At 47.4% G+C, this 13285-nt stretch carries 12 protein-coding genes; 5 read left to right on the top strand and 7 right to left on the bottom strand.

Annotation, left to right across the window (positions count from 1 at the left end):
- Positions 1-254: 254 nt before the first annotated feature.
- From rsiV to OQ477_RS18590, 3 genes are all read right to left on the bottom strand, one after another.
- The gene (gene rsiV, locus OQ477_RS18580; RefSeq protein ID WP_265973452.1) at positions 255-1115 is read right to left on the bottom strand and encodes an anti-sigma-V factor RsiV; all 861 of its coding nucleotides are present in this window, start codon (positions 1113-1115) and stop codon (positions 255-257) included.
- Positions 1115-1612: an RNA polymerase sigma factor gene (locus tag OQ477_RS18585; RefSeq protein ID WP_003155802.1), complete on the bottom strand. Its 498-nt coding sequence runs from the start codon at positions 1610-1612 to the stop codon at positions 1115-1117. The genes rsiV and OQ477_RS18585 overlap by 1 nt, the downstream gene beginning before the upstream one ends.
- 188 nt (positions 1613-1800) lie before the next feature.
- On the bottom strand, positions 1801-2841 hold the full coding sequence (locus OQ477_RS18590; RefSeq protein ID WP_007408876.1) for a 2,3-butanediol dehydrogenase: 1041 nt from the start codon (positions 2839-2841) through the stop codon (positions 1801-1803).
- Between the two features lie 363 nt (positions 2842-3204).
- Here OQ477_RS18590 and OQ477_RS18595 point away from each other — a divergent pair, with 363 nt between their 5' ends.
- Both OQ477_RS18595 and OQ477_RS18600 read left to right on the top strand, forming a co-directional pair.
- A complete protein-coding gene (locus tag OQ477_RS18595; RefSeq protein WP_014417081.1) occupies positions 3205-3573 on the top strand; it encodes a septal ring lytic transglycosylase RlpA family protein in 369 nt (122 codons plus the stop codon).
- A gap of 65 nt (positions 3574-3638) precedes the next feature.
- Positions 3639-4685, top strand: coding sequence for a TolB family protein (locus tag OQ477_RS18600; RefSeq protein ID WP_265973453.1), 1047 nt, complete (start codon positions 3639-3641; stop codon positions 4683-4685).
- Between the two features lie 30 nt (positions 4686-4715).
- Here OQ477_RS18600 and OQ477_RS18605 read toward each other — a convergent pair whose 3' ends face one another.
- The 4 genes from OQ477_RS18605 to gabP form a co-directional block, all read right to left on the bottom strand.
- Positions 4716-4874 carry a hypothetical protein gene (locus tag OQ477_RS18605; protein WP_003155794.1) on the bottom strand — a complete coding sequence of 53 codons (159 nt, stop codon included), beginning with the start codon at positions 4872-4874 and terminating at the stop codon, positions 4716-4718.
- A 98-nt stretch (positions 4875-4972) separates the two neighbouring features.
- Positions 4973-5182 carry a cold-shock protein gene (locus OQ477_RS18610; protein ID WP_007408879.1) on the bottom strand — a complete coding sequence of 70 codons (210 nt, stop codon included), beginning with the start codon at positions 5180-5182 and terminating at the stop codon, positions 4973-4975.
- 204 nt (positions 5183-5386) lie between these two features.
- Entirely contained in the window at positions 5387-6925 is a 1539-nt protein-coding gene (gene cotA / locus OQ477_RS18615) for an outer spore coat copper-dependent laccase CotA (protein ID WP_014417082.1), read from the bottom strand.
- A 108-nt stretch (positions 6926-7033) separates the two neighbouring features.
- The gene (gene gabP / locus OQ477_RS18620; protein WP_088461576.1) at positions 7034-8419 is read right to left on the bottom strand and encodes a GABA permease; all 1386 of its coding nucleotides are present in this window, start codon (positions 8417-8419) and stop codon (positions 7034-7036) included.
- A gap of 333 nt (positions 8420-8752) precedes the next feature.
- Between gabP and OQ477_RS18625 the strand changes: the two genes are divergently transcribed.
- The 3 genes from OQ477_RS18625 to OQ477_RS18635 are packed head-to-tail and all read left to right on the top strand — an operon-like array spanning position 8753 to position 13125.
- Positions 8753-9715: an AAA family ATPase gene (locus OQ477_RS18625; RefSeq protein WP_265973454.1), complete on the top strand. Its 963-nt coding sequence runs from the start codon at positions 8753-8755 to the stop codon at positions 9713-9715.
- Positions 9715-10899: a DUF58 domain-containing protein gene (locus tag OQ477_RS18630; RefSeq protein ID WP_265973455.1), complete on the top strand. Its 1185-nt coding sequence runs from the start codon at positions 9715-9717 to the stop codon at positions 10897-10899. The genes OQ477_RS18625 and OQ477_RS18630 overlap by 1 nt, the downstream gene beginning before the upstream one ends.
- An 18-nt stretch (positions 10900-10917) precedes the next feature.
- Entirely contained in the window at positions 10918-13125 is a 2208-nt protein-coding gene (locus OQ477_RS18635; protein ID WP_265973456.1) for a DUF4129 domain-containing transglutaminase family protein, read from the top strand.
- The last annotated feature ends 160 nt before the right edge of the window (positions 13126-13285 follow it).

Consider the following 13285-nt stretch of genomic DNA (forward strand, 5'->3'; position numbering starts at 1 on the left):
GTGCGCGGAAATTCTCGCTGTTTTGCGGATGGCTATGGCAGATTTCTGTACAGTCTTCCATTTGTTCCGTTAATTAGACGCATTCGGAAGGGGATTTTGTTTCAGAAAAAATGAATGAAATGCTGTGATTTTCTTAAACTTTTCAGCCCCCGTCCGGCGTCTGTTATATGAAAAGGGTCCCTTGTGCATCTTGGCTGTTGCGGGACGAAAGAAAAAATCCATGATCTGCGGATATCATGGATTTTTTTCTTTCTTTATCTGATGTAGCGGTCTCCGACAAGCAGCTTGGAGATGACGGAGGTCGGTATTGTAAACTCTGTAACGCCCATATATCCGGGTGCTGCTTCATATTCGTCAAATGAGATGACAAGTTTGTGCTTATCTGTAATATAAAAATTCTGGTCGGCGCGGATGGCTTTAAAAGGCTCCGTCATATCATCATCTTCGACCCAGTATATTTTATTCGGATCTTCTTTCATCTGTTTTTTCATTTGTTCTTTAATATTTTGGCTGATGACTTTAATATAACGGTCATCTTTAAATAAACTCTTTAATGTAAGCACGGCCTCATTCTTTTTATCAATCGTGATGTAACGGCTTTGTGTATAAGATGAAGCTTGCGTTTTTTCGATATCACGGCGGATTGAGAGCAAATCCGCTGTGTCAGTAACGGTTTCATAATCGCTGTAAATACTGAGGTGGCCTTTTTTGCTTTTTGAGGTCGCCTTCATAAATTCCTGATACAGCTCTTTGCTTTCTTTCATATAATGCCGGTTGATGCTGTCTTCGAGTTTATGATCGGAAAGGCCGGACAGAGCGGGCGTTTTCACATCAATGCTTGATTGGTTCTTTTCTTCCTTCATCTCCGTGAATGTGATGGCTTGGACGACTTTGCCGATGACGGGGATTTTAGACATGGCTTGTGCGGCATCCGGATTGATATTGACAACGGCGGTAAATAAGACGGCCGCAGCGACTGCCGCGGATGTCGGCCACATCACGATTCGTTTTTTCTTCGGTTTTTGCTGAAGGGCTTTTTCGACAATGCTGTCCAGTTCCTTAGGAATGGGCACACTTTTATACTCTTCTCTTAATTGTTCTAATCTCTTTTCCATTAAGAAAGATCCTCCTTCGTCAGCTGAATGCGCATGAGCTTCAGCCCCCTGTAAAGGCGTGTTTTGACGGTGTTGATGTTTTCCCCCGTGATGTCCGCGATTTCTTCTAATTTCAGGTCTTCAAAGAAACGCAGAATGATAATGGTTTTATATTGATGCGGCAGGTCATCGAGCGCTTCGTGAAGGTCTGTGTCCTTGTAGTGATCTTCCTTTCCGCGGCTTAAAAACTCGATCGTTTCATCGTCCATCACTTTCAGTTTTTTCTGTTTGCGGAGAAAATCAATGGCTGTGCGCACTAAAATTTTATAAAACCAGCTTTTGATCACATCGGGGTTTTTGACGGATTCGACCGATGTCAGCGCTTTTTGAATTGATTCCTGAACAATATCTAACGCGTCATCCTTGTTCTTTACGTAACTGTACGCAAGCCGGTAAAAGTCTTCCTTGCGCTCAGTTATGCACGTCACAAGCGACGCTTTGGCTGTTTCGTTCTTCATTGCTTCAAAGGGCTCCTTTTTTAAAAATACGTATCATAGGCTGCTGCCTAAGGATAGACGGGACAGGGTGAAAAATAGTTTGCGCAGAGGGGATCATTTTTAAAAGGAAAAGGAAGGAAAGACGATGAGATGAAAAAAAGAGCCGGAACGGCTCTTTTTCGGATGTGTCTGATATTCAGCTGAACGGTTTAGTTCGGTTTGACTAAGATTTTCACTTGGTTTTTCTCTTTGATTAAAGCGCCGAAGCCTTCTTCAATCAGATCGTCGAGCACGATTTTTTTCGTGACGAGCTTATCTGCTGAGAAGTAGCCCTCTTTCATCAGTGCAAGAACGGAAGGGAAGATGTCACGGTATCCGATAATGCCTTTTACGGTCCGTTCTTTGATGACGATATCGTTCGGATGAATTTCCGCTCCTTTTTCCCAGATGCTGACGATAACCGTTTCACCGGCAATGTTTGTTGACTGGATCGCCTGGCGGAGAACGACAGGAACGCCTGTTACTTCATAAGAAACATCAACGCCGCCGTTTGTGCGTTTAGCGATTTCTTCAACGACATCGTCCGTTTTTGACGGATCAATGATGATAGCGCCGAGTTCTTTCGCTTTTTCCTGACGTTCCGGTGAAAGTTCAACCGCGTAAATATCTGTGGCGCCGGCCGCTTTCAGGGCTTCAATCACAAGCAGCCCGATCGGTCCGCAGCCAAAAACCGCCGCCTTGTCGCCCGCTTTTAATTTGCTTTGGCGGACGGCGTAAAGCGCTACCGCTGACGGCTCAACAAGCGCGCCCTGTTCGTAAGAAAGCTCTTCAGGAAGCTTAAACAGCAATTCTTCGTCAACGGATACATATTCAGAAAATCCGCCGCCGCCTCCGGCTAAGCCTAAGAATCCCATTTGTTCATCAAGGTTATAGGCTCCCTGATGTCCGTGTGTGGCAAAAATCGGTTCCACGACGACACGGTCGCCGACGCTGTAATTTTTGACGCCTTCGCCCACTTCCACGACTTCTCCTGAGAATTCGTGACCCATCGTGACGGGCGCCATTTCGTTTGTTAACGGATGAGGTTTGCCGACCGGAATAAAGATCGGGCCTCCCAAATATTCATGAAGGTCGCTTCCGCAAATCCCGCACCATTTGACTTTAATTTTGACTTTACCCGGTTCTGCTTTAGGTTCATCAATGTTTTCGATTCGAATGTCTTTTTGATTGTGCCATCTTGCCGCTTTCATTGATTATCACTCCTAGTCTGATTGAAACGAGTATAGGTACATGATCAATATGAACCACGGTTAAAAGGAATAAAGTGCCTGCTTCCTAAAGCCTGATTTCTCAAAATATATCATATTATGCAACTATCAATAGGCCTTATAAAAAGTCCATATTGAATGCAGAAATACTCTATGAATATTATAACGCTAATGAATTAAATTTTGTAGTATAATTTACCATGGAATTATATAGAACAGGAAATTGTGCCGTCGTTATGTGCATGTCTCATCACGTTGTAACGAACATGTAAAGTGATTGAAATATTATAATCGTCTTCTTGGTGTATAATTTTGCCTAGAATAAAGAATCAGGAGGACGAAAGCTTGAAGAAGTTATTCTTAGCCTTATTGATTTTAGCAGGAAGCACGCTGGGAGCGATCAGTTACTCTTCTGATGCAAGTGCTAAAAAAGTGAACGGAAATATTACATGGTATAATGGAGTCGGTAAAAAAGGATCTTCCGGTAAAAAACTGGGACACTGGGATTGCGCGACAAAATTAGGATTTGACGTTCCGAGAAACGGAACGAAAATCAGAGCTTATGCAAAAGCAAAACCGAAAAAGGTTATCACCGTATACAAAAATGATGTAGGCCGTATGCCGAATGCCGTATTGGATGTCAGCCCGAAAGCGTTCAAAGCGCTCGGATATCCATTAAGCAAAGGAAGAGTATCCGGACACTACAGCTATTAAAATAGACCATCTTAAAAAGCAAGGACACTGATTCTTGCTTTTTCTGATTGACGGAGAGATTGATAATGAAGAAGAAACGATGGATCTGGATGTTGCTGGCCGCCGTTTTGGCGGCGGCGGTCATCGCGGCCGTTTTACTGATTAAAGGAAAAAGCGACGGCGGAGGAAAAGCCGTTGTTTCCGGCGGCCATGACAAGCTGCTTGTTTCCATTACAGACAAAGATCTGATGACGAAATATTACGAGGACGGCCGCGTGCTGTACGAAGAAAAGCTTTCGGCATATCCGGCGTTTGCGCTGGATGACGCCCATCAGGTGCTCTATTTTGTCGGGAATAATGACCAAAATGAGATGCGTCTGTATAAGCTTGATCTGAAGACGAAAAAGAAGACGGTGCTTTATAAAGGAACGGCAAGCGCTGACAGTCTGTTTTTATCAAAGGATCTGACGCACATTTATTTCCGTCTCGGAAAAGCGGATGAAGATATTTTCCGTCTCGCATCTTTTGATTTGAAAACGAAACGTTATGAAAATCTGTATCCCGCCGCCGATGAGAAAGACGACAGTGTGAGCAGCTTCTTTTATAACCGCAGCCAAAACGATTTTGCGCTTCTGCATTATTCCGTGAAAGAGGATTATCAAAAAACGGATGAGGCAAATGAGAAGGGGATTGACCCTGAACCGACGAATATCCGGTTTGCAGCAGGAGCGGGAGAACACCTTCAGGATCTGACAAACCTTGAACAGTTTATCAGCGACGTGGCGGTGTCACCGGACGGAAAGAATCTTGTCTTTACATCTTATACCCAAAAAGGGACGGAACAAAAAGCGTCCATCCGTCTGATGAATGTCAAAACGAAAAAAGATGAAACGATTATCTCAAACGGGAAGGACTTCACTCCGCTGATTGATGCCCAGCCTCAGTTTTCTAAAGACGGCAGCATCATTTATTTCATGGCGGAAGCAAAAGACGCTAAGCGTCTGAAGGATGAAACGGGGCGGAATGCGAAGGTCCGGACCATTTATGCTTATCATTTGGATACGAAAAAATGCGAAAAAGTCTGGGAAAATGACAACGGCATTATCAACAGTTTTTCCGTCATCCAATCATGAAAAAAACACTCAGCGCCCGCTGGGTGTTTTTTAATGAACAAAGCTGGCTGCGGCTGAGGCGAGCCATTTGAAAAAACGGAGAATCGGAACGGCAAAATGAAGCGTTTCGATGAATGACTGTGCGGCAAGGTTCATTTTCCGCCGTTTTGCCATTTCCTTCAGATCTTTCTGCTGCCGATCGTTTTTCATGTTCATTGCTCCTTTGCATCATAAAAGGACATGATAACGCAAAGGCCTCTCATGAGACATGGAGGCCTTCTCTATGTTGAGACTCGTAAAAGGGAGGTCTAACTTGATGCCGTTTGGTTATTGTTTTGGAGATTTACCAACGAACGGACGCCGTCGATCATTTTACTGCCGCAAAGGGGGCAAGTCGGGGTATCACTGCCGGCAAAATTCTTTCTGCTCCAGCCGATACAGTCCTCTTTTGTGCATTCCCACGTACTGACATCTTCTTTAGGCAGCGGTTCCTGATTACGTTTGTTGTAGTAAGACATAAAGTCACTTCTTCCCTTATGAATTTTCGTGCACTCCTTCATTGTCTCATACTTTTCCCTAATCTCCTAATTCCTTTTTCTATCCAGATTTCCAATGAGGGTGCATCGTCTTCCTGCTATTACAGTATATGCAAATAAGTGTCTTCTTATTTTTTCTTTTTGGATAAATAAAAAAGCCCCTTCTCTAAAAGGGGTGATATTTGTTTACTGCTTATCCGTGACGTCCATCGGTCTCATCATGTCGTAATCTTCGTGCTCTAAAATATGACAGTGCCATACGTAGCGTCCGCTGTAAGGAGCGAAGGTCGCCGCGATTCTGATGACCTCTCCCGAGTGCGCCTGCACGGTATCTTTCCAGCCTTTTTCACTTGGAGGAGGCGGGACGGCTGGCCCTGTATACACAATGTCGCCGAATTTGTTATAACGCTCTAAGTCAAAAGGACGCCGGTCAAGGATTTGGAAGGAAACAAGGTGCAGGTGTATCGGATGGGTTCCCCCCATCGGATTGATAATCGACCAGATTTCCGTTGTGCCGAGCTTCGGCGCTTCTGTCACAGGATCATGCCATCGCTTGTTATTCAGCGTCAAAACGGGCCGGCCGTATTTGTCTTGCGTATTTGTGAGTTTAAGCGTCCTGATATTGTGTATTCTCTTTGATGTCACATTAGGCATTGTTGAAAGATATTTAGGCTTCCGGCTTGTGTCTTCTCCCTTCAGCGGTTTTGTGACGCGGAATTGCATCACATTGGCGTCTGTATCCGGATCGGCGTCGCCCCCGCAGCCGGTGCCGTTCGTTAAAATGATATGTTCTCCGTCAAAGGCGGAGAAATCGATGAGCACATCATACCGCTCTGCCGGGGCTAAGCTGATAGATTGTGTTTTGACAGAGCGGGGAAGCAGTCCGCCGTCAGAACCGATTTGGATAAACTTGCCGCCGTTATTGAGCGAGAGAGAAAATGTTCTCGTATTGGAGGCATTAAGGATGCGGAAACGATATGTCCGCGGTTCAACTTCCATATACGGCCACGCTTTACCATTAACGAGAATGGTATTTCCGCAAAAAAACGGGACGATGGAAGGGTCGGGCAGCGTTTCGGAAGGGTTAGCAGGTCCGCTCGGATAAGACAAGGAACCGTCGTCATTTAACGTGCGGTCCAAAATCATAAGCGGTACGTCGTACTCTCCGGAGGGAAGCTTCAGCTGCTTTTCTTTTCGCTCGCGAATGATATACATCCCGGCAAGCCCGGCGTACACATTGAGCCTCGTAATCGCCATGGCGTGATCGTGATACCATAACAGAGCCCCGCGCTGTTTGTTTGGATAATGGTATACCTCTTTCTCAAAATAAGGACCCGTTTCCTTAAAATCCTTTGTGAACCATGCTTCCGGGTAGCCGTCGCTGTCCGGCGGGGTTGCTCCTCCGTGTAAATGGACGACGGTTTTGACATCGGGTTCCTGATGGCCGCTTTCTGAATGGTGAATGGTATGATCCACAGGCAGAAAATGCTTATCCGGAAGGTCATTCATCCATTTAATATAGACGTTCTCATCTTGGTTCACGTCGATCGTCGGACCGGGAAATAAACCGTTATACCCCCACAGCCGGGTCGGCGGGAGATCGCGGTGCAGCTTGTGAAAGCATTCCTTCATGGTGACTTCATAATACGTGCTGCCGTCTGATTTCTTCTGCGGCTGGAGTGTTTCGATGATCGGCAGTTCATCTGCAAATTTTTCTAGTGCCATTTTTCATCCTGTCCTTATCATTTATTGAAATCCTGTACTACAGTTAATGCTGCCTTGAACAGGTTGGTTAAAAAAACACCCGCCCTTTTTTGAGGGGGGTGTTTGCGGTTATTGCGCAACCCGGCTTTCGGAAGCGCTCTCTTTCGGTTTTTGTTTTTTGCGGAATACATATGAGGCAAGTACCAGCAGAGTAATAAATCCTGTCAGCAGAAATTCAGACCGCATTGAACTGATAAACAGCATAGATAACAAGATGGCGCAAATGGCGATGATCGTCAGGTAGGTTAAGTACGGATAGAACCACATTTTGATTTTAAGAGATTCAGGGTTTGTCCGTTCGATTTTCTTTCTCATTCTCAGATGTGAGACGGCGATGACGAGATAGACGAGCAGTGCGATCGCCCCTGATGAATTGACCAGGAACAAAAATACGGAGTCGGGAGAAAAGTAGTTCATAACAACGGCAATATAGGAGAAAAAGGTGCCGGCGATAATGGCTTGAACCGGTACGCCTCTTTTACTCAGTTTCATAAAACGCCGCGGCGCTTCATTTCGCTCTGCCAGTGAATACAGCATCCGTGACGTCGTATAAAGCCCGGAGTTCAGGCAGGACAGAACGGCTGTCAGGACGATGAAATTCATGATTTGAGCGGCTGCGGGAACCCCGATATGGCTCAAAACGGCAACGAAGGGGCTTTCCAAAATATTGGCTGAATTCCACGGCAGCAGTGTGACCACAACCGCAATGGAGCCGACGTAAAAAATAATGATCCGCCAAACGACTGAGCGGGTCGCCTTTGTGACGGATTCGACCGGATTTGACGTTTCTCCCGCTGCGATTGCGACGATTTCAGATCCCATGAAAGAAAAAATGACAACGACGATGCCGAGCAGAACGGAACTTGGACCTTTAGGGAAAAATCCGCCGCTGCCCGCCAGATTTTCCAGCCCGACCGGCTTGCTGCCGGGAACGATTCCGAAAATGAACGCAAATCCCGCGATTAAGAAGACAACGATCGTCGCTACCTTCACTAAGGAAAGCCAGTATTCAAATTCGCCGAACGATTTAACTGAATAAATATTCGTCAGTGTTAACAGCACGGTCAGAAGCAGACTCGTCAGCCATAACGGAATGCCCGGGAACCAGTACTGTATGATTCCGGCGCCTGCAATGGCTTCAATGGCAATGACGATGACCCAGAAAAACCAATACAGCCACCCGATCGTAAAACCGGCCCAAGGACCGATGGCGTCATGCGCGTACTGTGAAAACGAACCGCTTGTCGGGTTGACGGAGGACATTTCCCCCAGCATTCTCATAATAAAAATCACTAATAGTCCTGCTAATGCGTAGGAGACAATCGCTCCGGGTCCGGTGGAATGAATGACGGATCCGCTTCCGACAAATAATCCGGCGCCGATCACGCCGGCAATTGAAATCATCGTCATATGCCGGGTTTTTAATCCCTTTGATAAAGAGTTAGGCTGATTCATTCTTTGCCTCCTTTTGGTTTGTTTATGCTGAATATTCCGACAAGTATTATTCTATCATAAATGCCACAGACAGTTGAAAATGATGTAAGAAAATATGACATTTTTTCTCGTCCGTACAGCAGAAGGTGCCGGAAGGAAAGATGAACATGCCATTGACCATTCACACGTTCATATGGAGCCTCTCCAGCTGAAATAAAGCTTCCTTTCTAAAGGGAGCTTTTTCCTTTTAGGGCTGGAAACAATTCGCTGGAAACGTTTTTTTATACTGTTTATATTTTGTGGTAAAGTTAGGTTACGATAATTGAAATTTGAGAGATGACTAGGAGGAGAAGAATGGCTTATAAAGAAGAGCTGCATCCGCTGCTGGAGAAAGCCGTTGAGCATATTGAAAACATCATCATAGGAAAACGGGATATCGCCATACTCAGTCTGGCCGCCATTCTCGCAAAAGGGCATGTGCTGCTGGAAGACGTGCCGGGAGTCGGAAAAACGATGATGGTCCGCGCTTTGGCCAAACTGATCGGAGCTGACTTTAAGAGGATTCAGTTCACGCCGGATCTTCTGCCGTCAGATGTGACGGGTGTCTCTATTTATAATACGAAAACGATGGAATTTGAATACCGCCCGGGACCGATCATGGGGAATATCGTGCTGGCTGATGAAATTAACAGAACCTCTCCGAAAACACAGTCTTCTCTGCTTGAGGCAATGGAGGAAGGGAATGTCACGATTGACGGAAAGACAATGCGGCTGGCTGAGCCGTTTTTCGTCATGGCCACACAAAACCCGGTTGAATATGAAGGAACGTATCCGCTTCCCGAAGCCCAGCTTGACCGGTTTTTATTTAAGCTGCGCATGGGCTATCCGACTGCCGAGGAAGAGCTTCGGGTTCTGTCTTTGCAGGAAGGGCGCAATCCGCTTGACACAATCGAGCCCGTCATTTCTAAAGAACAGTTTATCAGCCTTCAGCAAAAACTGGAGCAGGTGCGGGTGGATGATGGAATAAAAGCGTATATCGTCGGCATTACTCAGCATACCCGCCGGCATCCGTCCGTACATCTGGGCGTAAGTCCGCGCGGTTCAATCTCATTAATGAAAGCCGCGCAGGCGTACGCGCTGCTTCATGACCGCGATTACGTCATTCCTGATGACGTCCAGTATTTGGCTCCGTATACGCTGCCGCACAGAATGATCTTGACCGCCGAGGCGAAATTTAACGATGTGACACCGGAAGCGGTTATAGAAGACATCATGCAAACGGAAAAAGTCCCCGTCCAAAGGATGTCGGTCCGCTAATGAGAAAGAAGATGCATTGGCTTCTATATGGCTGGAAGCTGCTTATGTTGGCCGTACTGACGGCGGCTGTCTTTTCTTATGCCATGTTTCAGGGCGGATTTGTGAGCTGGTTTTTATTTTACGCGTTTTTGCCGTTTACCGTTTACGCCGGGCTGGTCGCTGTGTACCCGCTGCGGGCGTTTCAGGTGGCGCGTGACGTGTCCTCCGCCCAGTTAACCTCAGGCGACAGGCTGTCTGTCACCATCAGGCTGACGAGGCGCCTGCCGTTTCCGCTGACATATATGGTCATTGAAGATGTGATGCCGGAAACGCTTGGCGAGAGGCGCAGTGCGAAACAGCTCGTGTTTCCATGGTTTCAAAGGAAGCTGACGTTACAATATGAGCTGCCGCAGGTGCCGCGCGGAGAGCATCATTTACATACGATAAGAGTGCGCACGGGAGATGTTCTCGGGCTTTTGGACAAGACGGCGTCGTTTTCCGTTACGGATACGGTTCTGGTTTTCCCGGCGTACGGGTCTGTTCACTATAAGCCGCAGGCCGCATCCGGAGAAGAGGGTACGGCTGCCGGCGCTCCGTTTCAGGTACACCGCTCCGCAATGGCTGCGAGCGTCAGAAATTATCAGCCGGGCGACCGGTTTTCCGCACTTGACTGGAAAACATCGGCGCGGCGAAATGAGCTGATGACGAAGGAATTTGACCCGCTGCAGAGTGTGAATATGATTCTCCTTTTGGACTGCAGACCGTCCCCATCGTTTGAAGCCGCGGTATCAGCTTCGGCATCCCTGCTTTACACGGCGCTTGTGAAGGGCTCTCCCGCAGGATTTATTTCATTGGGGAGCGACCGGACCGTATTTCCCGTCCGGGAGGGAGACCGGCATTTCAGAAAGATGCTGCGTTACCTGGCATCAGCTTCAGAATCGGAAGAAGCCGATGCAGGCAGGCGTTTAGGAAAAGAGCTGGCGGATCCGCGCGTCCGCAAAGCTTCCATTGCCGTCGTGACGGGCAGTCTTACAGAAGACCTTCTCAAACAGGCTGAGCCCGGCCGTGCTGACATGACGGTGTTTTTGGCGAAAGAAACGAATGCCGCGCTTTCGGAGAAAGAACGGAAACTCGCTCTCATCTTCGCTCAAAAAAATATTAAGGTGCAAATGATCAGGGACAAACGGGTGTCCCATGTTGTTTAGAAAGAGAGGTGGCGCGCCATGCCGCACGACGAGAACCAGGGAAGCAGGCTGAGTCTGCTGCTGTTTTATTTTCTCGCTTTTTTATTGTTATGGGAATGGCTCAGGCCGCTGCACAATTTTACGGATACAAAACATACCGGTTTTTTCATCGTTTTTATCGGTTTGGCATTTCTGCTGTCATTCTTCCGGATGAGGTGGTACGTCACCGTGCCGTCCTGCATTCTGTTTACGTTGATCAGTATTCACATCCTGTTTTATAAAGGTTCGGTTTTTCAGCCGGAATGGCTCGTTTCTTTTTTGCGGGACGTGATGCAAAATGCCCGCCACATCGGGTCCGGCAGATGGAATGACATGAACCCGTCATTTCGCACGTTGCTGTTTTTTGTGCTTTTATGGCTGCTCGTGTATTTGCTGCATTACTGGGTGATCTATCAGCGGAAAATATTATTCTTTTTTATCATGACGGTGGCGTATATCACCGTGCTTGATACGTTTACTCCTTATGATGCCGCGTACGCCGTCATCCGGATCGTCTTTATCGGCTTTTTGATGATGGGGCTTTTGTATATGGAGCGCATCCGGCTTACGGAACATATAGCGTTTAAAAAAAGATTGATACTCAAATGGTTTCTGCCGCTGATGCTGTTTATCTGCGCTTCCGTCGTGTTCGGTCTGGCGGCTCCGAAATCAGACCCGAACTGGCCGGACCCCGTGCCGTTTCTTAAAAAAATAACAAACCACAAAGAAGTGCCCGCCGCCGAAAGCAAAATCGGCTACGGCAATCATGATGAAACATTGGGCGGCCCTTTTCAGCAGGATGATACGCCGGTTTTTACATGGAAGGGAAAAGAACGGGCGTACTTCCGGGTGGAAACGAAGGATACATACACGGGGAAAGGCTGGGTGGAGACCGATCAGGGCATGTCCTATAAACTGAACGGCGGCAACGTGGAAGATATATGGTTTGACCGGAGTGTGCAGACGAGACGGTATACGGCACAGGTGTCCATTGATGAGAATTATCTCTATAATCACGTCATGTATCCGATCGGCGTCTCCAATATTAAACCGAAGCACTCGATTCAGCTTGAAATGAACGGAAACACCGAGCAAATTACGCCGGTCAGTGAACAAGTGGGCAACATCCGCAATATGGGACGGTACACGGTGACCTTTCAGGCGCCCGTCTTTAAGCTGAATGATCTCAGAAAAGTGAAAGTGAAACGATACCGTGAGCAGAATCAATTCAATGACCGGTATTTACAGGTCCCCGACAACCTTCCGAAAAGAGTGAGACAGCTTGCGGACAGACTGACACGGGATCATCATAATATGTTCGATAAAGCGAAGGCGATCGAGGATTATCTCGGATCTTCCGCATTTTCGTATAATACACAGGATGTCGCGGTTCCGGAGCGCAATCAGGATTATGTCGATCAATTTCTGTTTGAAACGAAAAGAGGATATTGTGATAACTTTTCATCGGCAATGGCGGTGCTGCTCCGCTCCGCGGGAATTCCCGCCCGTTGGGTGAAGGGCTATACATCCGGCGAATATAAAGGGGCAGGCGACCATAACGGCCACATTTATGAAGTCACAAACAACAACGCCCATTCGTGGGTAGAAGTGTATTTTCCCGATCAGGGCTGGGTGACGTTTGAGCCGACAAAAGGCTTCACCAATCCGACGGAGTTTACGTCAGAGCAAAATCATACCGCGGCAAAAGACAGCGGAGGCTCAGCGGGGAATTCGGATTCACCGTCTGACAAGCAGCGTCAGGAAACAAAACCGGAAAAAGAAGAAACACCGAAAAAGCGGGATCACAGCGCGGCACCGCAGCCTGTGATCCGCAACAAAACCGCGGCACACCTGTGGCCGTATGCAGCCATTGTCATCGTGATTTCAGCCGCGGCGGCACTCGCCTGGCTGTTCCGGGCGCGCTGGATTCCGCACGTTACAGCAGCCAGATTGAAGCGGCGTACGGATGAAGACGTCTTTTTCGACGCATATGCCGCGCTGCTCCGCCAGCTGAAACGAAAAGGATTCAGCAGGGGAGACGGAGAAACACTGCGCGATTTTGCTGCGAGGATTGACGAGGCGAACCATACAAACGACATGTCCGAGCTGACGCTGCGCTATGAGCGGGCCTTATACCGCAGGGATAATGCCGCAAAGCTTTGGAATGAATCGGGACAGTTGTGGGAAAATATAATTAAAACAAGATAGTCTTGACCGCATATCGTCCTGTTGTTAGAATAAATGAATGTTAAATGGGAGCCCGGGAGCGTTAAAAAGCCGGGCTTCCGTACAAGTCTTGCGCGACAGAGGGCTGAACGTTTGTCCTCCGTTTTTTCTGTGTCAAAAACTTAGAGGAGATTAGGTGACA

It is taken from the genome of Bacillus sp. ChL18, assembly GCF_026241425.1.
In the GTDB taxonomy this organism is placed as follows: domain Bacteria; phylum Bacillota; class Bacilli; order Bacillales; family Bacillaceae; genus Bacillus; species Bacillus velezensis.

Bases quoted from the DNA above. Each gene is read 5' to 3' on its own strand.
- OQ477_RS18625 (WP_265973454.1), top strand. From the start codon at position 8,753: ATGGCTTATAAAGAAGAGCTGCATCCGCTGCTGGAGAAAGCCGTTGAG.
- OQ477_RS18590 (WP_007408876.1), bottom strand. From the start codon at position 2,841: ATGAAAGCGGCAAGATGGCACAATCAAAAAGACATTCGAATCGAAAAC.
- OQ477_RS18585 (WP_003155802.1), bottom strand. From the start codon at position 1,612: ATGAAGAACGAAACAGCCAAAGCGTCGCTTGTGACGTGCATAACTGAG.
- OQ477_RS18605 (WP_003155794.1), bottom strand. From the start codon at position 4,874: ATGAAAAACGATCGGCAGCAGAAAGATCTGAAGGAAATGGCAAAACGG.
- rsiV (WP_265973452.1), bottom strand. From the start codon at position 1,115: ATGGAAAAGAGATTAGAACAATTAAGAGAAGAGTATAAAAGTGTGCCC.
- OQ477_RS18610 (WP_007408879.1), bottom strand. From the start codon at position 5,182: ATGTCTTACTACAACAAACGTAATCAGGAACCGCTGCCTAAAGAAGAT.
- OQ477_RS18635 (WP_265973456.1), top strand. From the start codon at position 10,918: ATGCCGCACGACGAGAACCAGGGAAGCAGGCTGAGTCTGCTGCTGTTT.
- OQ477_RS18630 (WP_265973455.1), top strand. From the start codon at position 9,715: ATGAGAAAGAAGATGCATTGGCTTCTATATGGCTGGAAGCTGCTTATG.
- OQ477_RS18600 (WP_265973453.1), top strand. From the start codon at position 3,639: ATGAAGAAGAAACGATGGATCTGGATGTTGCTGGCCGCCGTTTTGGCG.
- gabP (WP_088461576.1), bottom strand. From the start codon at position 8,419: ATGAATCAGCCTAACTCTTTATCAAAGGGATTAAAAACCCGGCATATG.
- cotA (WP_014417082.1), bottom strand. From the start codon at position 6,925: ATGGCACTAGAAAAATTTGCAGATGAACTGCCGATCATCGAAACACTC.